Genomic DNA, 24,716 nt, shown 5'->3' with positions numbered 1-24,716 from the left:
ATGGCTCGCATCCTGGTCACTGAAGAAATCGCCGACGGAGGGCTTGAACGCCTCCGACAAGCCGGTCACGACGTCGACATTCAGGTCGGCAAGTCCGCCGAGGAGCTGCTGTCGATCGTCCCTGGCGCCGCGGCGCTCATCATTCGCTCCGCAACACAGGTCACTGCAGAACTCCTCGCCGCAGCGAACGACCTCATGGTTGTCGGGCGAGCCGGCATCGGCCTCGACAACGTCGATGTCAGTGCAGCCACCAAGCAGGGCGTCATGGTGGTCAATGCACCCCAGAGCAACATCGTCTCCGCAGCCGAGCACACGATGGCGCTCCTGCTCGCGCAGGCACGCAATGTGCCCCAAGCCCATGCAGCGCTCGTTGCGGGCCGCTGGGAGCGCAGTCGCTGGACCGGCGTCGAGCTGGTCGACAAGACCCTCGGTGTCGTCGGCCTTGGCCGTATCGGCAAGCTCGTGGCCGACCGCGCTCGGGCGTTCGGGATGCGCATCGTGGCGTACGACCCCTTCGTGTCGGAGGACCGTGCGAAGAAGATGGGGGTCGAACTGTTGGCGCTCGACCAACTGGTCGCCGAGTCGGACTTCCTGACGGTGCACCTTCCCAAGACCCCCGAGACCCTGGGTCTGATCAACCGTGATCTGTTGCTCAAGGCCAAGCCGTCGCTGCGAGTGATCAACGTCGCCCGTGGCGGCATCGTGCACGAGCAGGATCTCGCTGATTGCGTTCGTGATGGTGTCATCGCCGGCGCTGCGCTCGACGTGTTCTCCACCGAGCCGATGACCGAGTCCCCGCTTTTCGGACTCGACAGCATCGTCGTCACGCCACACCTCGGCGCGAGCACCAACGAAGCTCAGGACAAGGCCGGCGACACCATCGCCACCATGGTCGAACTGGCACTCGCCGGCGATTTCGTTCCGTTCGCTGTCAATGTCGATGCTGCAGAGGCCAACGAGACCCTCCGTCCCTACCTCCCGCTTGCCGAGCGGCTCGGCGGTCTGTTCGTCGCACTCAACGGGTCAATGCCCAAGACGCTCGAGATTTGCACCGAGGGCGAGATTGCCGGCTACGACACGCGCATCGTCGAACTCGCCGTTTTGAAGGGTTTCTTCGGAGCGATCTCTGATGAGCCGGTGACGTACGTGAACGCCCCGCAGCTCGCTCAGGATCATGGCATCGAAGTTCGTGACGTCAATTGCGCCACATCTGCGGATTACGTCAACCTGCTGACCCTGCGTGGTGGCGAGCACTCGATTTCGGGCACGCTCTCGGGCCCTCGTCACGAGCAACGCATCGTCAACATCGATGGCACGCCGTTCGACGTCCCACCGGCTGATCACATGGTCGTCGTCAGCAACGACGATCGTCCCGGTGTCATCGGCACGGTCGGCACGATTCTCGGCGACGCAGCAGTCAACATCGCCGACATGGACGTGGCCCGCGTCGAGGGCTCCAGTACTGCCGTGATGCTGATCGCCCCGACCGAGCAAGTCCCCGACGAGACGCTGCTCGCGCTGCGGGAGGCGCCGGGCATTCTCGACGTCAAGACACTCTGAGTCAGTCGTCACCCGGATCGGCAAGGGCGAGTGCTTCGGCAGTCCGCTTGGCCTCAGCCCGGGCCGCATCAGCAAAATCTTCGCCACTGCTGGCGTACAACACGGCGCGCGACGAGCTGACGATCAGTCCGCGAGCCGTCGCGTCGGCGCCGTGCTCGACGACGGTTGCGGCGTCACCGCCCTGTGCCCCGACACCTGGCACGAGAAACGGAAGACCGGGGGCTGCTGCCCGAATCTCGGCGAGTTCGGCTGGGTAAGTGGCTCCGACGACCAGGCCACAATCACCGAGCTGGGACCACTCGTTCGCGACGCGTTCGGCAACGTGCATGTAGATCGGTTTGCCGCCGTGCTCGGGTGCGGTGACCAACGATTGGAAGTCGTCCCCACCAGGGTTACTCGTCCGACACAGGGCGATGACGCCGCCACCGTCATTTCCGGCGTGCGCAAAGAACGGCTCGACTGAATCCGTACCGAGGTACGGGTTGACGGTCACCGCGTGTGCGCCGTACCGACCGAAGGCCTCACGTGCGTAGTGCTCAGCTGTTGATCCGATGTCGCCGCGCTTCGCGTCGAGGATCAGCGTCACATCGGGGTAGGTCTCACGGATGTACACGCAGATGCGCTCGAGCGCGTGCTCGGCGCGCTGGCTGGCGAAGTAGGCGAACTGTGGCTTGAATGAGCAGACGAGGTCAGCGGTGGCGTCGATAATCGCCCGGCAGAACCTTTCGATCGCGTCGGGTGCTCCGTCGAGCGGAGCGGGCAGACGCGCCGGGTCGGGGTCGAGACCGACACACAACATTGAAGAGGACGCGGTCCACGACCGTTCGAGCTGCGCATGAAATCCCACGCGCCCGAATGTACCCCGGCCCGCCCCTCAGCGCCTGAGCGTCACTCGACGGTGATTGCTGCTGTCGGACACATATCCGCAGCTTGGTTGACTTTGTCAGCCAGTTCGGGGCCGGGGTTCTCCTGGAGGATGTGGAGATACCCGTCGGTCCGGACCTCGAACACTTCGGGGCAGACCTGCATGCAGGCTCCGGTGGATGCGCAGTTGTCGAAATCGACGGTGACCTTCATGTGCTGTTCCCCTGTCTTCAGTGAGTGCGTCTCAGGCTTTGGCTTGACGGTAGCCGTCAGCGATTGCTGCTTCAGCAGTCGCGTAGCAGCGTTCGGCCCGGGTGCGTTCGTAGAAGCGGCCGCCCGGCACGTGGAAGATGTTTGAGTTGTCGTTGGCTTTGATTGGATGGCTTGGCGGACACGATCCATCGTCGTTCGACGAGACCCAATGGGCGACGTCGGTGGTCGGCGCAACAGTCGCAGGCTCCAGTGGTGGCCACTCTGGGGGAGCGGACGGCGATGGTGGCGCGTTGTGGTCGCGCCACCATCCCCATGCCACCCCACCGACTGCACCGATCAGGAGCAGCCAAATCGAGCGGCGCATCGCAGTGATCATCAACGACATGAGGGTCACGGTAGCGCCGGGCTCGGGTTGCACGGTGGCTTATTGGCGTTGGCGTTCGAATCCGGCGAGCACGGCGCGCAGCGAGGCGGTCGTGATGTTCGGGTCGGTACCGATGCCCCAGCGGATGTTGCCGTTGGCGTCGACGGTTTCGATGTAGGCAACCGCTCTGGCGTCTGCGCCCTGACCGATCGCGTGCTCGGCATAGTCGAGCACGTCAAAGTCGCCACCGACCGACGAACCAAACTCCGAGACCAGCGCAGCGACAAACGCTTCGACGGGACCATCACCTTGGCCGTCGAGCGAATGAGCTGAGCCGTTGACGTCGAGCTGGACCTGAATCGACGTGTTACCAGTGGTGTCGTCGTTGGACACGGTGTGCAGTTCGTGGCTCCGCAGGCGCATGTTCGGCTCAGACGGCATGTACTCGAGTTGGAACGCATCCCACATCACGCCGGGGCCAATTTCGGTGCCGGAGTCCTCGGTGATGTGCTGAATGGTCTTTGAGAACTCAATCTGGAGTCGACGGGGCAGGTCGAAGCCGTGCTCGGTCTTCATCACATAGGCCACGCCGCCCTTGCCAGACTGGCTGTTGACGCGAATCACCGCTTCGTAGGTGCGCCCCACGTGCTTCGGATCGATCGGCAGGTACGGCACGGCGAACTTGGGGTACTCGCCCGTCGCACTGTCGCGACTCCGATCGAGCGCGTCGATGCCCTTCTTGATCGCATCTTGGTGGCTGCCGGAGAACGCGGTGTAGACGAGGTCGCCGACGTAGGGATGGCGTGGGCTGACCGGCAGCCGGTTGCAGTACTCCGCTGTCCGTCGCAGTGCGTCGATGTCGGAGATGTCGAGCTGGGGATCGACGCCGTTCATAAACAAGTTCATCGCCAGATTGACGATGTCGACGTTGCCCGTGCGCTCACCATTGCCGAACAATGTGCCCTCGACACGGTCGGCGCCCGCCATCACGCCGAACTCGGCGGCGGCGACGGCACAGCCGCGGTCGTTGTGGGGGTGCAGCGAGATAATCACCGAATCGCGTTGGGAAATCGAACGTCCGAACCACTCGATCACATCGCCGTAGACGTTTGGGGAGTAGCACTCGACCGTTGCCGGCAGGTTGAGGATGATCGGGGCGGTCGGGGTCGGCGCGATGACACCCATCACGGCCTCGCACACTTCGATCGCGTACTCGGGCTCCGTCAGCGTGAAGCTCTCGGGGCTGTACTCGTAGCGAATTTGGGTCGCCGAGCCGTCGGAACGAGCAGGCAGGAGTGCTTCTTGCTCTTTGCAGAGGGCCGCGCCGGTGAGGGCGACGTCCTTGATGCCAGCCTGGTCGAGGTTGAAGACGACCTCGCGCTGAAGTGGGTTGGTCGAATTGTAGAAGTGCACGATTGCTCGAGGAGCGTCGCGCAGGCCTTCGTAGGTGCGCTTGATCAGTTCGGGTCGACACTGCACCAGGACTTGAATCCAGACATCGTCAGGAATCAGATCCTCTTCGATCAACTGCCGGAGGAAGTCGAAGTCGGGTTGGCTCGCGGACGGAAAGCCGATCTCGATCTCCTTGAAACCCATCTTGACGAGTTCGGTGAACATCTGCAGTTTTCGGGCGGGGTCCATCGGGTCGATGAGGGCCTGGTTGCCGTCGCGCAGGTCGACCGAGCACCAACGTGGCGCGGCGTCGATGACCACGTTGGGCCAGGTCCGGTCGGTGAGCGTGATCGGGATGAACGGCTGGTACTTGTCGAACGGCATCCGTGATGGCGATTGGGCCGTGATCGATTCGGGGCTGAGGATTTCAGGAGGCATGGTTTCTCTCGTGTGTCTGGAAGTTCAGTTCGTGGGAGCGTCGGCCGAAAAAGCAAAAACCCCCCGGCCGGAGGGCGGAGGGTGCGGGCGAGCGCGGCGTATCGGCACTCGCCCTACATAAGGAGCAGCAGTCGCCCGTCGTTCACAGGACAAACGATAGCACGGACCGGGGCCCGTGCCTATGCCATCTACTGGAGGGTACGCTCTTCGACAACATGACAGAATCAACAGCACGGCGGGGCGCTCCCCGCGGCAAGCGACCGCCGCGTCGCTCTGATGACTCGTCGAGCCGGGACCACGTCAACAAGTCCAACCTGACGACGACGAACTCACTCCCGCCCGTCGAGGCACCAACCGGTTTCTTCGAGCTCGGCGTCCCTGCCCGCATCGACGACGGACTCGCCGCGTGCGGGTTCGCCCAGCCATTCAACATCCAGACCGAAGCGGTCCCCGTTGCCATGCAAGGCAACGACGTGTGCGGTCGCGCGAAGACCGGCTCGGGCAAGACGCTCGCATTCGGCGTGCCGATGCTCGCTCGCATCACCGATGAGGCTGAGCCGATGCGTCCGCTTGGGCTCGTCCTGGTGCCGACCCGCGAACTGGCCGTTCAGGTGGCCGAGGTGTTGCAGCCGGTCGCCAATCACGCCGGAATGACCGTGCTGCCCGTCTACGGCGGCGCTTCACGGCATCACCAGGTCGAAGAGATGGCCAAGGGCGTCGAGATTGTCGTTGCGACGCCGCTGCGTCTGATCGATCTCATCAAGTCGAACGAGATCAGCCTCGATCACATTCAGATCGTCACGCTTGACGAAGCCGACCGAATGGCTGATGACGGGTTCACCCCGCAGGTCGAATGGATCCTGCGGCATTGTGACAGCCGCGATCAGACGATGCTCTTCTCCGCAACGCTCGACGGCGATGTCGGCCACCTCATTCGTGCGTACCAGACCGATCCGGTCACGATTGCCGTCGATGAAGCCACCGACACGGTCGGCACGATGCACCACTTGTTCCTTGGCGTCCATCACATGGACAAGGACAAGGTCATTGGCTCGATCGGCAAGGGCATCCCGAAGCTGCTGGTCTTCTGCCAAACCAAACGCAACTGTGATCGCGTGGCGCGCAACTTGGAAGAACTGGGCATCGACGCGCAGGCCATGCACGGCGACATGCAGCAGAGCTCGCGTGAGCGCACGCTGCGCAAGTTCGCCGAAGGCAAGTTGCAGGTGCTGGTAGCCACCGATGTGGCTGCCCGCGGTATTGACATCGACGACATCGGTGGCGTCATCCATTACGAGCCGCCGAAGGACGTGAAGGATTACCTGCACCGTTCGGGCCGCACCGCACGCGCTGGTCGTGACGGTTGGGCCGTCACGCTGGTCGAGTACAACCAGATGACGCAGGTCCGCATCCTGCAACGAATGATGCGCATGGAGCCGACGAAGCCGATCGAGGTCTTCTCGAACAACTCGAAGCTCATGAACCTCAACGAGTTCGACGAAGTCGTCACCACCTGAACCCAGCACACTCAACCGATGAGCAACATGCCGGCGGCGGAGTGGGAGATTGACGAGACGCTCGTTCGGGAGCTGCTCGCCGCGCAGGTTCCGGAACTGGCTGATCGGCCGCTGGCAATGCTCGCCAACGGCTGGGACAACGTGATGTATCGGCTCGGCGCTGACCTCACCGTCCGCCTGCCACGGCGAAAGTTGGCCGTGCCGTTGATTGAGCATGAACAGCGCTGCCTGGAGTTACTCGCGCCACAGCTGCCGATTCCTGTCCCGGTGCCCGTGCACCACGGCGTTCCTTCCGAACGGTTCCCGATGCCGTGGAGCATCTGTCCGTGGTTTCCTGGTGTGCTTGCCGCCGATGCGTTGTTTGCCGATCCGATTCGTGAGGCTCGCCGCCTTGGTGCGTTCCTGACGGCGCTCCACGTCGCTGCACCGGATGACGCGCCGCGCAACGAGTGGCGCGGTCAAGACGCCAGAGTGCTTGCGCCGCGCGTCGCAGGGAACCTGGTACATATCGACCTCGACGGGTCGACGACTGTCGAGCTGGTCACTTCTCGCTTCGCTGCATTGGTTGACGTCGATCCGCATGCTGGACCGCCCGTGTGGCTCCACGGTGATTTGCACGCGGCGAACATGCTCGTCGACGACGGGGCTATCAGTGCGGTGATCGACTTCGGCGACATCACCAGTGGTGACCCAGCCGTCGACCTCGCCGTCGGATGGATGCTGTTCGAGGCCGAGGCACTCGAAGAGTTCCGTCGGGCGCTTCCCCATGCTGATGGCGCGACATGGTCCCGTGGCGCTGCGTGGGCGTTGCACTTCGCGCTGATGTACCTGGCCAACTCGGCAGACAACCCGCGCCTCAATGCAATGGGACGGCGCTTGCTGCCCTCGGTGATGTCAGGCGAGCTCGCGTAGTTCGCGCTGACGGACGTACGTCGTCACCACGACCGCGAGGCACACTGCCGCAGCACCGCTGATCGCCGCGCCGGGGCTGGTCCAGGATGCGACCACGCCGAGGAGGAGCGCACCGAACGGCATGATGCCGAACGATGTCAGGGCATACAGACCCATGACGCGGCCCATCAGGGGCTGTGGCGTGTTGGCCTGGATGAGCCCCTGATTCATGTTGATGTAGAAACCGCCCGCCAGCCCCATCGCGAAGGACAGGACGAGCACTTGCCACATCTCAGTGGTACGGCCCGTGAGAATCGTGATGGTCGATCCGCAGATCAGTGCCCGCTGGAACGCGGCGCCCTTGTGCTTCATGTTGCCTTTTCGCATCACGACAAACGAACTGATGGCGATACCCAGGCCCATCAAGGCAAACGGCGCCGCTGCCTCGCCGGCCGTGCGCCCGAGGCCGTCCTTCACGTGTGCTTGCAGCGTGACCATGATGGCGGGATTGACGGTGAGGCTGGCCACGACCAGCAGGCCGAACAACACGCGCAGGTTGTCGTCGCCGACCACATGGCGCAATCCGTCCTTCGTCTCGGCGAGTACAGATCGTTTCGGTGCGAGGTCGGCGTGGGGCGGGACGTCAAGGCGGAGCAGGAAGAGGACCCCGGCAAACATCAGACCGGCTTGGAACCAGAATGCTCCATCAAAGCCCCATTGGTCGCCAACCACCTTGGCGAGCACGGGGCCGAGGATGAGCGACAGGGTCATCGCGATGGCATTGATGGCAATTGCGCTGAAGAGCTGGTCTTTGTGGACGAGTGCGGGGATGAGGGCCGACCGCACCGGTTGGCCGATCGCCGACGCGGCGCCAGCGAAAAGGGTGACGACGATGACCCAGTTGAAGGACAGCGCGTCGGCGCGGATCAGGAGAGCGGTGACGGCCATCACGGCGCCGCCGGCAACCTGCGTCCAAATCAGCATGCTGCGGCGATCCCAGCGATCGGCCCACACGCCAGCCTGCAGGACCAGGAGCGCCGAGGGCAGTCCGAGTGTGAACACGACCACTCCCTGGTCGCTCTCGCTGCGGTTCAGGCCGTCGAGGACGAGCCACCCGAAGACGAAACGTTGGGCGTTCGAGACGAGAAAGAAGCAGATGTTGTTGAGCCACAGGAGCCGAAACGGACGAACCGTGATTGCGTTCGCTGGGCGCTCGACGCCGGTTTCCGTTGTGGTCACGTCGATCAGCCTGGCAGGTCTGACCTGGACGTCAAGGTGTCAGAGCGAACACTCAGGCACGAGTGGCGATGAAGACCGGGATGGTGCGATCGGTCTTCTCTGCGTACTGCGCGTAGGTCGGGAAGACCTCGACGGCTCGGTCCCACCAGGCTTGCCGCTCATCACCCTCGACGATGCGCGTCGTGTAGTCGGCGGGTGCCGGGCCGTCCTGGATCTCGCACATCGGCTCAGCAACGAGGTTGTGAAACCACGACGGGTTCTTCGGCGCGCCGCCGATCGACGCAACCAGCGCGTACTCGCCGTCATGCTCAACGCGCATCAAGGCGAACTTGCGAAGGTTGCCGCTGGCAGCGCCCCTGGTGGTGACAACGATGATCGGAATCCCGGTCTCACGCAACGTGTTGGCTGCTTGGCCGTTTGTCGCTTCGTAGGTGTCAACCTGTTCGCGGACCCAGTCCATCGTGCTTGGTACGTACGTTCCGGTGAGTGGCATGAGGTTGATCGTAGGCGGCGATGCCCTAGCGTCAGCCAGCGTGAAGTCAGCACGTGTCCTTGTCTCCCTCTCGTACGCGCTTGCCCTCGCTGCGTGTGGAGGAAGCGAATCGGCCGGTGACGGCAGCGAGGGATCGGACGTGATCGCGCAGACCATCGCGCCGACCACCGTCGTGGAACGTGCTCCCGATGACCCCGGTGACGTTGAGCAGACATGTGCCGAGCTGGAGACCGTTCGTGACCTGTCCGACGGGATCACCGATGCCACGAACGACATTTTGATTGGGCTCGCCGAAGCTGGTGCCGATGCGTCCGCGGCCGACACGCTTGTGGCGTTCGTGTCGCTCGCCGACGACGTCGAGAACGGCCTGCCCGAACTCTTGGCGGCGTATGACCGTGCGGCTGCTGCGGCGCCGGCTGACGTCGCTGTTGAGATTCGCGCCGTTGCGGACGGAACGGCAATTCTGACGCCGCAGCTGGCGGCTGCCTACCGTCAGATCGAATCGGCGAGCGATCTCGCTGACCTCGAGGGCATCTTCAACACCCCGCAGATGGAAGACGCGGCGCGCCGCGCGGGGATCTCATCGCTGCGTCTCGACAACTTCACCAACGTCAGCTGCGGCTTCCGGTTCTCCAACGGCTAAAACCGGACGGAGCCGCCAACGCGGATGACACCGCCGAAGGCCAACACTTGATGCGCCGTGTGTCCAGTCGAACCTATGCCAGGAAACGCTGGGGCGGGACGTAATGTCGCACGGATGGATGCCATCGCTTCGCCCGTCGTCGCGACCGGGCTCGTGAAGCAGTTCGGTGATTTTACTGCGGTGGCCGGAATCGACGTCGAAGTGGCACCGGGCGAGGCCTTTGGGTTCCTCGGCCCGAACGGAGCAGGCAAGACGTCGACGATGCGGATGATCGGGTGCGTGTCGCCCCCGACGAGCGGGTCACTTCGAATCTTCGGGCTCGACCCCGTGGCCGACGGCCGCCAGATCCGTGCTCGGATGGGGGTGGTGCCGCAACTGGACCAGCTCGACAATGAGCTCACAGTGATGGAAAACCTCGTCATCTACGGCCGGTACTTCGACATCTCGCGATCTGATGTGAAGGCCAAGGCAAAGGAGCTCCTCGAGTTTGTGCAGCTGACCGAGAAGGCTGGCAGCAAGGTCGACCCGCTGTCCGGGGGTCAAAAGCGTCGTGTCAGCATCGCTCGTTCGCTGATCAACGATCCGGATCTGCTGCTGCTCGACGAGCCGACGACAGGCCTTGATCCGCAGGCGCGGCACGTGCTTTGGGACCGGCTGTACCAGCTGAAGGAGCGGGGCGCGACGCAGGTAATTACCACGCACTTTATGGACGAGGCCGAGCAGCTGTGCGATCGGTTGGTGGTGATGGACGGTGGGTTGATCGTTGCCGAAGGATCGCCGCAAGGTCTCATTGCCGAACACATTCGTCGCGAGGTGCTCGAAGTCCGCTTCGGGTACGGCCGAAACATTGAGATGCTGCCCGCTGTCGATGGGGTTGGTGATCGCATCGAGGTGCTGCCTGACCGTCTGCTGATCTACACCGATGACGGCGATGCGTCGCTGTCCGAACTGCACCGGCGCCAGATCGTTCCGGAGAGTGCGCTGGTCAGGCGGAGCAGCCTCGAAGACGTTTTCCTCAAACTCACCGGACGGACACTCGTCGAGTGAACGTCACCGTGCAGCATCGAATCTCGTCGTGGGGGCCGTCGCGGGTCTACCTGCGCGACTGGATCTACTTCAAGCGCATGTGGTGGTCGGTGCTGATCGGCTCGATCGTGCAGCCGCTGATGTTCCTGCTCGGCGTCGGCCTCGGAGTCGGCGAACTCGTTGACCGAGGCCCTGAGGCAGCCAACGTGCTCGGTGACACCTCCTACTTCGCGTTCTATGCGACGGCGCTCTTGGCGACGACCTCAATGTTCGTCCTTGCACAGGAATCGTTGTGGCCGACCATGGATGGCTTCACCTGGTCGAACGCGCATCAGGCCATGATCAGCACGCCGCTCAACGCGGCCGACATCGTGTTCGGCAAGATGTTGCACTACGCCGTGCGCGGCATCGTCACGAGTGGTGGCGTTGCCCTGGTGCTGGCGCTGTTCGCCGATACACGCTCGTTCGGACTGATCCCCGCCGCGTTCGTGGGAATGCTCACGGGGCTGGCCTTCGCGATGCCGATCGCCGCATGGACGGCGACGCGGACGACCGACAACTCGTTCCCGGCGATCCTCCGGTTCGGAATCATCCCGATGTTCCTGTTCGGCGGCGCGTTCTACCCGATCGAACAATTGCCGACGTGGCTGCAGCCGGTGGCCTGGTGCACGCCGCTCTGGCACGGCGTCGAGCTGTGCAGAGGCCTCGTGCTCGGCGGATTGAGCCTTGGCGCTGGACTCGGGCACCTCGCCGTGCTGCTCGCGTTCTTCGCCGCCGGCATCCTCGCCGCCCGCGTCACGTTCGAGCGGAGGCTGCGGCCATGAGCGTCACGCTCAACCCGGCGGCACACACCCGAATCGTGCCCGCGGTGGTGTTCGACATCAAGCGGCCACAGCGAATGGTCGAGCGCAGCATCATGGTCGCGCGCCGGTCGTGGATGGTGCTGTTGAGCGGATTCTTTGAACCGTTCTTCTACCTGCTGTCGATCCGTATCGGTCTGTCTGCGCTGGTCGGTGATGTCGAGGTCGGCGGCGAGTTGGTGCCGTACGACCAGTTCGTCGCTCCAGGCCTGATGGCGGCGTCGGCAATGAACGGTGCCGTGTTCGACTCGACGATGAATGTCTTCTTCAAGCTGAAGCACTCGAAGCTGTACGACGCGGTGCTGACCACACCGATGTCGGCAGGTGATGTCGCCCTCGGCGAGATCGCCTGGGCGGTGCTGCGTGGAGCGCTGTACTCCACCGCGTTCATGCTGGCGATGTGGGCACTTGGGATGGTGCAGTCGCCATGGATTGTGTTGTCCGTGCCGATCTGTGTGCTGATCGGCTTCTCGTTCGCAGCAATCGGCATGGCGCTCACGACCTTCATGCGGTCGTGGGAGGATTTCGAATATGTCCCGGCGATCACGTTGCCGCTGTTCTTGTTTTCTGCCACGTTCTACCCGGTGTCCCAGTACGGGGACTGGGCATGGCTGGTCCAGCTGAGCCCGCTGTATCACGGTGTCGTCTTGGTCCGGGCCTCGAACCTCGGCGAGTGGTCGCCAGCGTTGATCGGCCACGCAGCAGTGCTGGTCGTGCTTGCCGTTGTCGGCGCGACGGTCGCGTCCCGTCGAATCGAACGCCTTCTGCTCACGTAGCGATGGTTCGGCAGTAGCTTGCCGAATATGACGACCTTGGATGCCGAAGCGGTCACGGATCACGCGAACAACACTTGGGAAGGCATCGTGCCGGTGTTGCACGACTACATCGCGATCCCGAATGTCTCCCTCGACTTTGACCCGGAATGGCGTGAACACGGATTCATGGCTGAGGCGGTCGACCTCATTGCCGGGTGGTGCCGCGACCGGCCCATTCCGGGCATGACGCTCGATGTGATGGAGCTGCCGGGGCGTACCCCGATGATCGTGATCGAAATACCGCCAGCGGGCGGCGGAGCGGCAGATGACACCGTGCTGCTGTACGGACACCTCGACAAGCAGCCTGAGATGGAGGGGTGGCGTGACGACCTCGGCCCGTGGACGCCCGTACTGGAGGGCGATCGGCTGTACGGCCGCGGTGGTGCCGACGATGGTTACGCGGCGTTTGCCAGCCTGACGGCCATTGAGGCGGTGCACGCCGCCGGAGGCGTCCACACCCGTTGCGTGGTCTTGATCGAAGCGAGCGAGGAATCGGGATCACCCGACCTTCCCGCCTACATCGACGCGCTCGCCGACACCATCGGCACCCCCAGCCTGGTTGTGTGTCTTGACTCGGGTTGCATCGACTACGACCGCATGTGGGTGACCACCTCGCTGCGCGGCATGGTGATGGGCAAGCTCACCGTCGACATTGTCACCGAGGGCCTGCACTCGGGGGACGCTTCGGGAATGATTCCGTCCACGTTCCGCATTGCTCGGCAACTCCTCGAACGGATCGAAGACTCGAGCAGCGGCGAGTTGCTGCTTCCTGAACTGCAGGTCGAGGTCCCTGCGGGGCGGTTGGCCGAGGCGCAGTCCACGGCGGAGGAGATCGGCGCGATCGCGACTCACTACCCATTCGTTGATGGCGCGGGTCCCACCACTGACGACCCTGCCGAACAGCTGCTTGCTCGAACATGGCGTGGCACGCTGAGCGTGGTCGGCGCCGACGGCTTGCCGCCGGCAGCCCGAGCGGGCAATGTGCTGCGGCCATCCACCACGCTGAAGCTGTCGTTCCGCCTCCCGCCGACAGCGGACCCGGATGTCGCGTTGGCAGCGATCATCGCAGCTCTTGAGTCCGACCCGCCGTACGGCGCGCGAGTCCGCTTTCACGAGACTGACGCTGCGCCGGGTTGGAATGCTCCGGCAACTGCGCCATGGCTTGAGGTGGGCCTTGATGCAGCGTCCAATGCCTCGTTTGGTCAACCAGCGCGCAGTTTCGGTGAAGGTGGCTCGATCCCATTCATGGGCATGCTCGGTGAGAAGTTCCCCGAGGCGCAGTTCGTCATCACCGGGGTGCTCGGTCCGGATGCGAACGCGCATGGCCCGAATGAATATCTGCACGTGCCGACTGCTCGCAAGCTCACGATGGCCGTTGCCCACCTGCTCAACGCGCACGCCACTCGCTGACCAGCAGCCGGGCCCGGGCCGGTCAGCGGCTGGTATCGGTATCGTCAGCCCATGACTCGTACCTCACGCCACGTCAATCTTGCTTCCCGCCCCCATGGCGCGCCCGTTGCCGAGAACTTTGAAGTGGTCGAAGTCGAGGTTCGTGAGCCGCAGGACGGCGAGATCGTCGTCGCTAATCGGTTCATGTCGGTCGACCCCTATATGCGGGGCCGGATGAATGACGTGAAGTCGTACGTTCCGCCGTTCCAGATCGGCCAGCCGCTTGACGGTGGAGCCGTCGGCGAAGTCATCGAGTCGAACTCACCCGACATCGCCGTTGGCGATCACGTCGTCCACGGCCTCGGTTGGCGCGAGATTGCCGTGATGCCTGCATCACAGACTCAACCCGCTGCGCAGGTCGACGGGGTCTCGCTCTCGGCGAACCTCGGTGTGCTCGGGATGCCGGGCATGACCGCCTACGCGGGGCTCCTCGACGTCGCATCGTTTCAGGAGGGTGAAGCCGTGTTTGTGTCGGGCGCAGCCGGTGCTGTCGGTTCACTGGTTGGCCAGCTCGCCAAGTTGAAGGGTGCATCACACGTCGTCGGCTCTGCCGGGTCGGACGAGAAGGTCGCCTGGCTCACCGATGAGCTTGGGTATGACGCAGCGTTCAACTACAAGTCGGGCCCGGTCGCCAAGCAGCTCTTCGCTGCAGCGCCCGACGGCATCGACGTCTACTTTGACAATGTCGGCGGCGACCACCTCGAGGCGGCAATCCACGCACTCAAGATGCATGGTCGAGTTGCCATGTGTGGTGCGATCTCGATGTACAACAACACCGAACCGGCGCCCGGTCCGAGCAACTTGACGCTCTTGATCGGCAAACGTCTGAACATCCGCGGTTTCATCGTCAGCGACCACGGCGAGATGCGCGCGGACTTCATCCGTGAAGTCGGCGGATGGCTGGCCGACGGCACGATCAAGTCCGAAGAGACCGTGATGCACGGCATCGAGAATGCCGGAGCGGCGTTCATCGGTCTGCTCGCCGGGGCGAACACGGGCAAGATGGTCGTCGAATTTTGAGTTTCTTGGTTAGTGCTTGAACACTTCGGTCGCGAGGTCGATGCCGCGTGTGTCGCCGAGTAGTCCTTCGTCCATTCGATTCATCACGTAGGCGAAGGTGATCTTGCGATCGATGTCGACGATGATCGATGAGCCACCCCAACCGCCCCAGTAGGCGTAGTTGCCTTCGGGGAGGTACGGGACGGCGATGGAGTGCAGGGCGTAACCCATCCCGAAGCGCACCGGAAGGCCGAGGACCTGGTCGACGCCGTTGGCCTGCTCTTCGAAAATCATCTTGATCGTGTCGGGCGACAACAATTCGACTCCGTCGACGGTTCCGCCGTTGGCAACGATCGCTTGGATACGCGCGACCGAGCGAGCGTTGCCGTGGCCGTTTGCCGCGCCGATCGTTGCCTGGCGCCACTCTGGCGTCCACGACTCGGTGGCATCCGGTGCGGGGCCGGTGAAGGTCTTGATCAGCACGCTGTCAGGATCCATCGTTGCCATATCGATTGCGAGCGCCGGCGGAGGGATCACGTTGGACACTCGATCGAACTCGCTGGGGTCGAGCCCGATGTGGAAGTCGGCGTCGAGCGGTCCGGCGATCTCCTCGGCGAAGAACTGGCCGAGCATTCGACCATCGATTCGGCGGATGACCTCACCGAGCAGGTGGCCCTGGTTGAGCGCGTGGTAGCCGGAGCCTTCGCCTGGCGTCCACCATGGTGCCTGGGCGGCGAGCATCGCCGTCGACTTCTCCCAGTCGTAGATGTCCTCGACCGCCACGGGTTGCTCCCAGGCACTCACCCCCGAGGTGTGACCCATCAGATGGCGGACCTCAATGTCGGCCTTGCCGTTCTGGGCAAACTCGGGCCAGTACGTCGAGACCTTCTCGTGGTAATCGAGCAACCCCCGCTCAGCGAGCACGAGTGTCGACAGGAACGTCATTGTCTTGGTCGTCGACCACACATTGGTGATCGTGTCGCGACCCCACGGCGTGGTCTGGGCCTCATCGGCCCAACCGCCCCAAATATCCACGACGGTCTCGCCCTCGACGGTGACCGACACCGACGCACCGACGTCCTTGCCGCTGTCGAGCGTCTCGCTCAGCAAGTCACCGAGCCGCGCATATTCAGAGGTCGACGTTCCAGAGATCTTGGCCATGCCGAAGTCTCGCCAGTGGCTCAGGTCAAGGACGAGTCAGCCAGCGGCATTGGAATCTGGAACGGGCGTGGACGAGCGAGGCTGAGACGAGTTGGTGCCTGGCACCAAGTCGTCTCAGCGCATCCAGGCGGGGCGGGTCGTCTCGAAGCTGGTGATCTCGTCGACGTGGGTCATCGTCAAGGCGATGTCGTCAAGGCCGTTGAGGAACCGGTGCTGAGTAGCGTCATCCATCGGAAATCGTTCGTCGATGTTTGCAGCGGGCACTTCGACCTTGCGTTGCTCCATGTCGACGACGATCGACGTCTGGGGGTCGTGCTCGATGGCGGCCCAGATCGCCTCGACGACTACTTCAGGAACCACGACCGGCACGAGGCCGTTCTTCGTGCAGTTGTTGCGAAAGATGTCTGAGAAGCTCGGCGCAATCACAGCGTCGAAGCCGTACTGCTGGATGGCCCACACCGCATGTTCCCGTGAAGAGCCGACGCCGAAGGCGGGGCCCGCGACCAGGATGTTGGCGCCGGCATAACGCTCGTCGTTGAGGACGAAGTCCTGCTGATCGCGCCACGCAGAGAAGAGGCCCTTCTCGAAGCCGGTGCGTTCGACCTGCTTCAACCACACGGCGGGGATGATCTGGTCGGTGTCGACGTCGGACCGCTTCAATGGCACACCGGTTCCGGTGATGACCTGCACAGCCTTCATGACGTCGCCTCCAGATCGCCAGGCGTACAGAATGTGCCCTTGACCGCCGTTGCCGCAGCGACGGCCGGCGAGACGAGATGAGTTCGACCACCGGGGCCTTGGCGGCCCTCGAAGTTGCGGTTGCTTGTCGAGGCGGCGCGCTCCTTGGGGGCGAGCTTGTCGGGGTTCATCGCGAGACACATCGAGCACCCGGGTTCGCGCCAGTCGGCGCCAGCAGCAGTGAAGATCTTGTCGAGGCCTTCTTCGATCGCCTGGTCTTTGACCTTGTGGCTGCCCGGAACGATCATCACGCGCGGCACGGTGACCTGGCGGCCTTCCATCACCGCGGCGGCGGCCCGGAGGTCTTCGATCCGGCTGTTGGTGCACGAACCGATGAACACCGTGTCGACGCTGACGTCGCGCATGCTTTGGCCAGCTTCGAGGCCCATGTAGTCGAGCGCTCGCTGCACGGTTTCCTGGGCGGTCTCGCTGTCGAAATCGCTTGGTGAAGGAATCGGTGTGTCGATGGACGCGACCTGGCCGGGGTTGGTGCCCCACGAGACGTGCGGAGCGATCTGCGCGGCATCGAGCACGACTTCCTTGTCCCACACGGCGTCATCATCGGTGTACAGGGTCTTCCAGTCGGCAACGGCTGCATCCCAGTTGGCGCCCTGCGGTGCCTGTGCGCGGCCCTCGAGGTAGTCGAACGTGGTCTGGTCAGGAGCGATGAGACCGGCCTTGGCGCCGGCCTCGATCGACATGTTGCAGACGGTCATGCGGCCTTCCATCGAGAGTGCCTGAATGGCCGATCCGCGGTACTCGATGATGTGGCCGATGCCGCCGCTGGTGCCGATCTCGCCGAGGATCGCGAGGATCACGTCCTTTGCCGTGACGCCGGGCTGGAGTTCACCATCGACGGTGACCGACATCCACTTTGGGCGACTTTGGGGGAGTGTCTGCGTCGCAAGCACGTGTTCGACCTCGCTGGTGCCGATGCCGAAGGCGATGGAACCGAACGCACCGTGCGTTGCGGTGTGGGAGTCGCCGCACACGATGGTCATGCCCGGCATGGTCCGACCTTGCTCGGGTCCGATGACATGGACGATGCCCTGGTTGGGGTCGCCCATGGGGAAGTTCGTGATGCCGAACTCGGCGGTGTTGACTCGCAACGTGTCGATCTGCTTGGCGGAGATCGGGTCAGCGATCGGTTGGTCGATGTTCTCGGTCGGGACGTTGTGGTCCTCGGTCGCAATCGTGAGGTCGGGTCGGCGCACGCCTCGACCGCTCAGCCGGAGCCCGTCGAACGCTTGCGGGCTGGTGACTTCGTGGACGAGGTGGAGGTCGATGTAGAGCAGTTCCGGCTCACCCTCGGTGGAGTGGACCAGATGGCGGTCCCACACTTTTTCTGGCAAGGTCTTCCCCATTGCAAACTCCTGTTGATCCTCGATGGTTGCAGGATCCCACATTGTGAGATACTGTTCTTGAGATATGGACAGGGTATCGGAAAATGCTGCGCCCGTGCCAGTGACTGGCGTCGGTGTGCTCGACAAGGCGATGGTCGTGATGCGAGCTGTCTCCGATGCGCCGTGTGGTCTCGCCCAGCTGCAGGCCTCGACCGGCCTCCCCCGGGCCACGGCACACCGTCTGGCGAGTGCCCTGGAAGCGCACGGCCTGCTCCGGCGTGACGCTGCTGGCCGCTTCGAACTCGGTCATGGTCTGGTCGCCCTCGGACAGTTGTCGGCCGATCGTTTTCCGCTCGTCGACGTTGCTCGACCGGTCGCTACTGCGCTGCGCGATGCAACTGGTGAGGCCGTTCAGGTGTTCGTGCGGGAGGGCAACCAGCGACGTTGTGTGTTGTCACTCGAATCAGCGCATGGTTTGCGGTGGATTGTTCCCGAGGGATCCTTGCTGCCGATTGAGGTCGGCTCGTCCGGCCGGTTGCTCGAAGGGGAGCGGGCCCGCAATGGCTGGATGCAGAGCGTCGGTGAGCGCGAGGCCGGCGTTGCCTCCGTGAGCGCTCCGATTCACACCGCCGACGGCGCCATCATCGGTGCACTGTCGGTGAGCGGGCCGGTCGAGCGTCTCACCAAGCAGCCTGGCAAACGCTTCGGAGCCATGGTCGTGGCCGCGGCGAGCGAGATCCGGCTGTAGCGCTCCGTCAAGCTGCAGGCGCTGCGTTGCGGAATTCGCGCCACAGCCACCAGAGCAGCGGAAGCTGCATCGGGAGGCGGACCCAGTTGGCCGGGCCAGCTGCAGTACCAACGCTCCGGGTGAATCGGCCGTCGACCAGTTTTGGCTCGACCTTGTTGACCGCAGCATCGATGTTCGCCGGGAACACGGCGATCGTGAGCACGACCAATCCGAGTGCGGAGATTTTCCGTGTCGTGGTGTTGAACATGCCGAGCCCAAGCAGCAGCTCGGCGGCTCCGCTTGCCCGGTTGGCCAACGCGGCGCCCGGAAACCAGTCAGGCACGATCGCCTCGAAGAAGTCGGGCTTCGCGAAGTGGGCGACGCCGGCACCTGCGAAGACGATGCCGGCTGCAATTGCCGACGGTGGGGCGGGGTTCATCTTCATGAGCGCAGTCTGCCGGGAACGAGCGGGCAGCAGGGCGCGGCGAGGCGCGGTGAGGCGCGGCCCGCAATCCCAACCCCCTTCGAACCGGTGAACTGATCACGTGGCCGGTCGGGCGGCCTACGCTGGGCCTCGTGACCGACACCGCAACGAATGTGGAACTGCTTCCCTCCGACTGGCGTGAGCAGGTGCTGCAGCTCGCCGAGGAAAAAGACGCCGTCATTCTGGCGCACAACTATCAGCTGCCCGAGATTCAAGACATCGCGCATCACACCGGCGATTCGCTCGGCTTGAGTCGTGTGGCCGCCGAAGTCGAAGCATCGAAGATCGTGTTTTGCGGCGTCCACTTCATGGCCGAGTCCGCCAAGATCCTCAGCATGGACAAGACGGTCCTCATTCCCGACGAACGTGCCGGATGCAGCCTCGCCGAGACAATCACCGCCGACCAGCTCAGAGCCTGGAAGGCAGAACATCCCGGTGCCGTCGTTGTCAGCTACGTCAACACCACCGCGGCGGTGAAAGCCGAGACCGACATCTGCTGCACGTCGTCGAACGCCGTCGATGTCGTCAACTCGATCCCCGCCGACACCCCGGTGTTGTTCGGGCCCGATCAATTCCTCGGCGCCCACGTCCAGCGCATCACCGGCCGCGAGAACATGCACATTTGGATGGGCGAGTGCCATGTGCACGCCGGCATCAACGGCGCCGATCTGAAGGAACGCGTCGAGGCCGAACCCGATGCCGAACTGTTTGTACACCCCGAGTGCGGCTGCGCCACCAGCGCCCTCTACCTCGTGGGGGCCGGCGTTGTGCCTGAGGAAAGGACCAAGATCCTGTCCACCGGCGGGATGATCACCGCTGCCCGCGAGACCACCGCAAGCAAGGTCCTCGTCGCCACCGAGACCGGCATGATCCACCAACTCCAGAAGGCGGCACCTCACGTCGAGTTCGAAGCGGTCAACCGCGCAGCGGTGTGCAAGTACATGAAGATGATCACCCCTGCCAAGCTCCTCAACTGCCTGCGGACCCTGACCGATGAGGTCACGGTCGATCCCGACATCGCCGATCAAGCGCGCATGTCGGTCGAGCGGATGATCGCCATCGGCACAACGTCGCCGACCGCCGAATAGATCGCGAACATCATCTGATGCTGCCTCGCCGACTTGCCGCGCCCGCCTCGACATGGGAACGCGATGTTGACGTCGTGGTGCTCGGTTCGGGAGCCGCCGGATTGTCGGCGGCGCTCGCGTGCCGCCCGGTGCGCAGCGTGCTCGTCGTGACCAAAGACGTGCTGTCAGCTGGATCGACACAATGGGCCCAAGGTGGCTTGGCCGGTGTACTCCACCCGTCGGACACGATCGAGAATCACGTCCGAGACACGCTCGCCGCAGGCGCGGGTCTCTGCGACGAGGCTGTCGTGCGCGAACTCGTCACCGAAGCACCGAAGTCGATCCGCTACCTGATGCGGCTCGGTGCAGCGTTCGACCCCGAGCACGGTGGCACCGATATTGCGCTGACCCGTGAAGGTGGGCACAGTCACAATCGAATCGTGCACTCAGGCGGAGACCAGTCGGGCGCCGAGGTTCAACGCACACTCGACGAGTCCGCGCTCGGTGCAGGCGTCGATGTGATGGCCCGAGCGTTTGCCCTCGACCTGGTGATGGGCACGGCAGCTGACGGACAGCGCCAAGTCGTCGGCGTCCGAATTGGTCAAACGAACGAGAGTGGAGCGCTGGTATCGGTCGGAACGATCACAGCCCGAGCGGTGGTGATGGCCTGCGGCGGGTACGGCCAAGTGTTTGCCTCCACGTCGAACCCCCCAGCGGTGACCGGCGACGGCGTGGCGATGGCCCTCCGGGCAGGCCTGCCGGTGACCGACATTGAGTTCATCCAGTTTCACCCGACAGTGATGTGGCGTGGCGCAGATGCCACCGGACAGCAGGCATTGGTGTCCGAGGCAGTTCGAGGGGAGGGGGCGATCCTCTATGACGCCGCAGGTGAACGGATTATGGAGGGAGTGCACCCCCAAGAAGATCTCGCGCCGCGTGACGTCGTCGCTGCAGCGATCAGCCGGCGCATGGCCGAGGCCGCGGCCGGTGTCGACGATCACGTTTACCTCGACGCCACCCATCTGGGCGAGCGCTTCTACGAGCGGTTCCCGTCAATCACCGCCGCATGCCGTGAGATTGGGCTCGACCCGGCGACCGATCGCATCCCTGTCGCACCGGCCGCGCACTACGCGTGCGGCGGTCTCCGCGCCGGCCTTGACGGTGGCACGGCATTGCGTGGCCTCTACGCCGCGGGCGAGGTCACCGCCACTGGCGTCCACGGCGCCAACCGGCTGGCGTCGAACAGCTTGACCGAGTCGATCGTCGCCGGGACCAGAGTCGGCCGCGATCTCGCTTGGGAACTGCCTGACGCTGTGCGGCCCGACCCCGACATTCAGGCCGCTGCGAACGACCCGATGGCGGCTCCGTTGCTGCATCCATCCCGGCTGCGCGAAGTTCGCTCGGTGATGTCCCGTCACGTTGGCGTGTTGCGCAGCGCCGAGTCGCTGGCGTCAGCGGCGGGCGCGCTCGGATCGATTGCTCACACTCTCGGCACCGGCAACGACACAGCAGAGCCCTCGCGGCGTTCATGGGAGGGCACCAACCTGCTGACCATCGCCACAGCAATCGTGGCCGCCGCACAGGCCCGCACCGAGAGCCGCGGCTGCCATCGTCGCACCGACTTCCCCGAGCGACGCGACGTGTGGCGCACGCATCTCGACGTGGCGCTCGACGCGACCGGAACCATCGACGTCACGGGAACCCCCCCGGGGTTCCTGACCGGTTCCTGACCCGTCGTACACTGCCGCGATGTTCGTCTTCCATCCGCTGTCGGAAACCACGCGACGACACCTACTCGACGCCGGACTCGATCCCGATGCGCTGTCAGGCTTGATCCGCCACGCGATCGCCGAGGATTTGATGGGCGGCATCGACGTGACCTCGACCGCCACGATTCCGGCCGAGCAGCGCAGCATTGCGACCTTCGGGGCACGCGAGGCCGGTGTTGTGGCGGGCTTGCCTGTCGTCGCTGCGGTGGTCGAGACCGTCTGCGGGGACACGGCAAGTGAACTCAAGTACCTCGTCCGCGATGCATCGCGAGTCGAGCCTGGCACGAAGGTGGTCGCAGTCACAGCGCCGACACGGCTCATGCTCACTGCGGAACGAACCGCGCTCAACTTGCTCTGTCACCTTTCCGGCGTGGCGTCGCTGACCCGGAAGTGGGCAGATGCACTCGAGGGCACCTCGGCCTCAGTTCGCGACACCCGCAAGACCACTCCCGGATTGCGAGCGCTCGAGAAGTACGCGGTGCGCTGTGGCGGGGGTGTGAATCATCGCATGGGTTTGTCGGACATGGCCCTGGTCAAGGACAACCATGTCGCCGCCGCGGGTGGGGTCGTCGAGGCGTACACGCGCGTCAAAGCCCTGGAAGCGAGCATCCCCGTTCAGATCGAGGTCGACTCGGTCGACGTCATGCGCCTTGCCATCGACGCAGGAGCCGACGATGTGCTGATCGACAACTTCACACCGGATCAGATGCGCGAAGCCGTGCGTGTCCGCAATGAGATGAACCCAAATGTTCGGCTCGAAGCGAGTGGCGGTCTCACCGTTGACACCGCTCGACAGGTCGCTGAGACCGGCGTCGATCTCATCGCCGTCGGTGAGCTGACGCATTCGGCTCGCGTGCTCGATTTCGGCCTCGACCTGCAAGAAGTCCTCTGAAATCTGCACACCGGGAGGGTGAACGAATCGTTGGCAGTCGCGCCAGTAGCGTGCCAGCCATGCGTCGGACGATTCCCATTCTTGTCATCCTCTCCCTGCTCGGTGCCGCGTGTGCCGGCTCGGATTCCGAAGCCGCTCCGGATACCGCAGTCGAAGACTCAGTCGACGATGTCGTCGACTCATCAGCGGTTGCCGACGAGGCCGTCACCGATGACAGCATCGAGTCGGCTCCCGTGCCGACGAGCCCCGATAAGCCGACCGACATCGCCTTTCCCGGAGAGGCGCCAACGAAGCTCAAGGTCACCGTGTTGACCGAAGGCGACGGGCCCGAGTCGGAACTTGGTGACACCGTCATCGTCGACTACATCGGTGTGCGCAGCCTCGATGGCGAGGAATTCGACAACAGCTACGACCGAGGAACGCCCTTCGCCGTTGGCCCGCTCGGCAACGCACAGGTCATCGCCGGGTGGAACGACGGACTCATCGGTGTGCAAGCCGGTGCACAACTTCAACTCGACATCCCGAGCGACCTGGCCTACGGCGAGGCAGCGCGGAGTGAGGTCATCCGTGAGAACGAACCACTGACGTTCGTGATCGATGTCCGGTCCATTATCAAGCAGCCCGATCCTGCTGATGCACCGACCGAGTCCGGCGTGGAGGCATCCGAAGGTGCCACTGAACTGTCCTTCGAAGATCTCATCGAAGGCGACGGCGCGGTACTCGAAGAAGGGCAGACCGCGGTGTTCCATCTCGTTCTCTTCCGAGCGGACAATGGTGCCCAACTCGACAGCACCTGGACAGACGAGCCGATTCAGATTCCGATGGACCCGACCGGATTCCCGGCACTGGTCCAGGGCATGCCAGGCATGAATGTCGGTGGCCGTCGAGCGATCACCGCCCCGCCGTCACTCGCCTTCGGCGACGAGGGCAACCCGACGATCGGACTGCCGGCCGACACCGATGTTGTGATCGTCGTCGACCTCCTCGGGGCCTACTGACACGCTCACACTGACTGAGCGTCAGGCCACGCGTTCGCCGGCTTGAAACACACGCTCGACTCGGGGATGCAGATCGCTGACGTCGAGGTCGGTGCCACTGAACATGACGGCGTCGGCGAGCTTGCCGACTTCGAGCGTGCCAAGGTCGCGATCCACTCCCATCAGCTCGGCGGCGACCCGCGTCGACGACTCGAAGACGGCAGTTGGTGACATCCCGAGTTCGGCCATCGCCCTGAGTTCGCGCAGGTTCTGGCCGTGCGGGGTGACGCCAGAATCGGTCCCCATCGCGATGTTGACGCCCGCGTCGATGGCCTTGCGGATCGACTCGTGATGGACGTCGATCACAGCACGGCACTTGTCGAGAATGACGGCGGGAAGCTCGACGCCGCGGTCCGCTGCCTCGAGCACGCCGAGCGGTGCGATCAGAGTGGGGACGAGATACGTGCCGGCATCGAGCATCATCTGAATCGCCTCGTCATCGAGATAGATCCCGTGCTCGATAGATCGAATCCCGGCTCGAATGGCGTTCTTGATCCCATCGGTCGCCTGAGCGTGAGCCATCACGAAACGACCTGCAGCCGTGGCCTCCGCAACAAGCACATCGAGTTCGTCCGCCATGAAGTGCGCATGCTGAGGATCGTCTCGCGTCGAGATCACACCGCCCGATGTGCACACCTTGATCACGTCAGCGCCCGCTCTGATCAGTTCGCGGACCTTCTTGCGCATCTCCTCGGGCCCGTCGACGATGTTGTGCGGCCGACCCGGATGCTCATC

Annotated in this window: 25 protein-coding genes; 14 read left to right on the top strand and 11 right to left on the bottom strand. The window is 63.9% G+C overall.

Translation table 11 applies throughout. The annotated features are described in order from the left end of the window. Positions 1–1,560 carry a phosphoglycerate dehydrogenase gene (gene serA / locus ACH2DW_RS00125; protein ID WP_394927670.1) on the top strand — a complete coding sequence of 520 codons (1,560 nt, stop codon included), beginning with the start codon at positions 1–3 and terminating at the stop codon, positions 1,558–1,560. A gap of 1 nt (position 1,561) precedes the next feature. On the opposite strand, the gene pyrF is transcribed toward serA, so the two are convergent. The 4 genes from pyrF to leuA are packed head-to-tail and all read right to left on the bottom strand — an operon-like array spanning position 1,562 to position 4,831. After that, the gene (gene pyrF / locus ACH2DW_RS00120) at positions 1,562–2,407 is read right to left on the bottom strand and encodes an orotidine-5'-phosphate decarboxylase (protein ID WP_394927669.1); all 846 of its coding nucleotides are present in this window, start codon (positions 2,405–2,407) and stop codon (positions 1,562–1,564) included. Positions 2,408–2,448: 41 nt separating this feature from the next. Further along, positions 2,449–2,637, bottom strand: a complete 189-nt coding sequence (locus tag ACH2DW_RS00115) for a ferredoxin (RefSeq protein WP_394927668.1) — start codon at positions 2,635–2,637, stop codon at positions 2,449–2,451. Positions 2,638–2,668: 31 nt separating this feature from the next. After that, positions 2,669–3,022 (bottom strand): hypothetical protein, encoded by a 354-nt coding sequence (locus tag ACH2DW_RS00110; protein WP_394927667.1) that lies wholly within the window; start codon positions 3,020–3,022, stop codon positions 2,669–2,671. 39 nt (positions 3,023–3,061) lie between these two features. Then, positions 3,062–4,831 carry a 2-isopropylmalate synthase gene (gene leuA, locus ACH2DW_RS00105; RefSeq protein WP_394927666.1) on the bottom strand — a complete coding sequence of 590 codons (1,770 nt, stop codon included), beginning with the start codon at positions 4,829–4,831 and terminating at the stop codon, positions 3,062–3,064. Positions 4,832–5,046: 215 nt separating this feature from the next. Here leuA and ACH2DW_RS00100 point away from each other — a divergent pair, with 215 nt between their 5' ends. Next, positions 5,047–6,348, top strand: coding sequence for a DEAD/DEAH box helicase (locus ACH2DW_RS00100; RefSeq protein WP_394927665.1), 1,302 nt, complete (start codon positions 5,047–5,049; stop codon positions 6,346–6,348). 18 nt (positions 6,349–6,366) lie between these two features. Further along, positions 6,367–7,260, top strand: a complete 894-nt coding sequence (locus tag ACH2DW_RS00095) for an aminoglycoside phosphotransferase family protein (protein ID WP_394927664.1) — start codon at positions 6,367–6,369, stop codon at positions 7,258–7,260. On the opposite strand, the gene ACH2DW_RS00090 is transcribed toward ACH2DW_RS00095, so the two are convergent. After that, on the bottom strand, positions 7,243–8,478 hold the full coding sequence (locus ACH2DW_RS00090) for an MFS transporter (RefSeq protein ID WP_394927663.1): 1,236 nt from the start codon (positions 8,476–8,478) through the stop codon (positions 7,243–7,245). The genes ACH2DW_RS00095 and ACH2DW_RS00090 overlap by 18 nt on opposite strands. 52 nt (positions 8,479–8,530) lie before the next feature. Further along, entirely contained in the window at positions 8,531–8,971 is a 441-nt protein-coding gene (locus tag ACH2DW_RS00085; protein ID WP_394927662.1) for a nitroreductase family deazaflavin-dependent oxidoreductase, read from the bottom strand. Between the two features lie 40 nt (positions 8,972–9,011). On the opposite strand from ACH2DW_RS00085, the gene ACH2DW_RS00080 reads away from it, so the two are divergent. From ACH2DW_RS00080 to ACH2DW_RS00055, 6 genes are all read left to right on the top strand, one after another. Then, positions 9,012–9,614 (top strand): hypothetical protein, encoded by a 603-nt coding sequence (locus tag ACH2DW_RS00080; RefSeq protein ID WP_394927661.1) that lies wholly within the window; start codon positions 9,012–9,014, stop codon positions 9,612–9,614. A 114-nt stretch (positions 9,615–9,728) separates the two neighbouring features. Further along, the gene (locus ACH2DW_RS00075) at positions 9,729–10,661 is read left to right on the top strand and encodes an ABC transporter ATP-binding protein (RefSeq protein ID WP_394927660.1); all 933 of its coding nucleotides are present in this window, start codon (positions 9,729–9,731) and stop codon (positions 10,659–10,661) included. Then, positions 10,658–11,464: an ABC transporter permease gene (locus tag ACH2DW_RS00070; protein WP_394927659.1), complete on the top strand. Its 807-nt coding sequence runs from the start codon at positions 10,658–10,660 to the stop codon at positions 11,462–11,464. Before ACH2DW_RS00075 ends, ACH2DW_RS00070 begins: the two co-directional genes overlap by 4 nt. Next, positions 11,461–12,276, top strand: a complete 816-nt coding sequence (locus ACH2DW_RS00065) for an ABC transporter permease (protein ID WP_394927658.1) — start codon at positions 11,461–11,463, stop codon at positions 12,274–12,276. The genes ACH2DW_RS00070 and ACH2DW_RS00065 overlap by 4 nt, the downstream gene beginning before the upstream one ends. A 27-nt stretch (positions 12,277–12,303) precedes the next feature. Further along, positions 12,304–13,725 (top strand): M20/M25/M40 family metallo-hydrolase, encoded by a 1,422-nt coding sequence (locus ACH2DW_RS00060; protein ID WP_394927657.1) that lies wholly within the window; start codon positions 12,304–12,306, stop codon positions 13,723–13,725. A gap of 51 nt (positions 13,726–13,776) precedes the next feature. Next, the gene (locus tag ACH2DW_RS00055; RefSeq protein ID WP_394927656.1) at positions 13,777–14,784 is read left to right on the top strand and encodes an NADP-dependent oxidoreductase; all 1,008 of its coding nucleotides are present in this window, start codon (positions 13,777–13,779) and stop codon (positions 14,782–14,784) included. A 9-nt stretch (positions 14,785–14,793) separates the two neighbouring features. Here the strand turns inward: ACH2DW_RS00055 and ACH2DW_RS00050 are convergent, their stop codons facing one another. The 3 genes from ACH2DW_RS00050 to leuC all read right to left on the bottom strand — a co-directional run bounded on the left by ACH2DW_RS00050 (position 14,794) and on the right by leuC (position 18,026). Further along, the gene (locus ACH2DW_RS00050) at positions 14,794–15,924 is read right to left on the bottom strand and encodes a serine hydrolase domain-containing protein (protein ID WP_394927655.1); all 1,131 of its coding nucleotides are present in this window, start codon (positions 15,922–15,924) and stop codon (positions 14,794–14,796) included. A 114-nt stretch (positions 15,925–16,038) separates the two neighbouring features. Then, entirely contained in the window at positions 16,039–16,623 is a 585-nt protein-coding gene (gene leuD, locus ACH2DW_RS00045) for a 3-isopropylmalate dehydratase small subunit (RefSeq protein WP_394927654.1), read from the bottom strand. Further along, complete coding sequence (leuC, locus tag ACH2DW_RS00040; protein WP_394927653.1) at positions 16,620–18,026, bottom strand: 3-isopropylmalate dehydratase large subunit; 1,407 nt, start codon at positions 18,024–18,026, stop codon at positions 16,620–16,622. The genes leuD and leuC overlap by 4 nt, the downstream gene beginning before the upstream one ends. A gap of 64 nt (positions 18,027–18,090) precedes the next feature. On the opposite strand from leuC, the gene ACH2DW_RS00035 reads away from it, so the two are divergent. Beyond that, a complete protein-coding gene (locus tag ACH2DW_RS00035; protein WP_394927652.1) occupies positions 18,091–18,753 on the top strand; it encodes an IclR family transcriptional regulator in 663 nt (220 codons plus the stop codon). 7 nt (positions 18,754–18,760) lie between these two features. On the opposite strand, the gene ACH2DW_RS00030 is transcribed toward ACH2DW_RS00035, so the two are convergent. Continuing rightward, positions 18,761–19,177, bottom strand: coding sequence for a DoxX family protein (locus ACH2DW_RS00030; protein WP_394927651.1), 417 nt, complete (start codon positions 19,175–19,177; stop codon positions 18,761–18,763). A gap of 131 nt (positions 19,178–19,308) precedes the next feature. On the opposite strand from ACH2DW_RS00030, the gene nadA reads away from it, so the two are divergent. The 4 genes from nadA to ACH2DW_RS00010 are packed head-to-tail and all read left to right on the top strand — an operon-like array spanning position 19,309 to position 23,942. Next, positions 19,309–20,304, top strand: a complete 996-nt coding sequence (gene nadA / locus ACH2DW_RS00025) for a quinolinate synthase NadA (RefSeq protein ID WP_394927650.1) — start codon at positions 19,309–19,311, stop codon at positions 20,302–20,304. A gap of 17 nt (positions 20,305–20,321) precedes the next feature. Next, the gene (locus tag ACH2DW_RS00020) at positions 20,322–22,013 is read left to right on the top strand and encodes an L-aspartate oxidase (protein ID WP_394927649.1); all 1,692 of its coding nucleotides are present in this window, start codon (positions 20,322–20,324) and stop codon (positions 22,011–22,013) included. A 19-nt stretch (positions 22,014–22,032) separates the two neighbouring features. Beyond that, entirely contained in the window at positions 22,033–22,944 is a 912-nt protein-coding gene (gene nadC, locus ACH2DW_RS00015) for a carboxylating nicotinate-nucleotide diphosphorylase (RefSeq protein WP_394927648.1), read from the top strand. A 59-nt stretch (positions 22,945–23,003) separates the two neighbouring features. Continuing rightward, positions 23,004–23,942, top strand: coding sequence for an FKBP-type peptidyl-prolyl cis-trans isomerase (locus tag ACH2DW_RS00010; RefSeq protein WP_394927647.1), 939 nt, complete (start codon positions 23,004–23,006; stop codon positions 23,940–23,942). A 21-nt stretch (positions 23,943–23,963) separates the two neighbouring features. On the opposite strand, the gene ACH2DW_RS00005 is transcribed toward ACH2DW_RS00010, so the two are convergent. Further along, positions 23,964–24,716: amidohydrolase family protein (locus ACH2DW_RS00005; protein ID WP_394927646.1), on the bottom strand; the 753-nt coding region annotated here is incomplete at its 5' end.

The sequence above is a fragment of the uncultured Ilumatobacter sp. genome (assembly GCF_963980585.1).
In the GTDB taxonomy this organism is placed as follows: Bacteria; Actinomycetota; Acidimicrobiia; order Acidimicrobiales; family Ilumatobacteraceae; genus Ilumatobacter_A.
The sequence above is the reverse complement of the archived record's forward strand: the minus strand, read 5'-3'. Positions and strand labels throughout refer to the sequence as shown.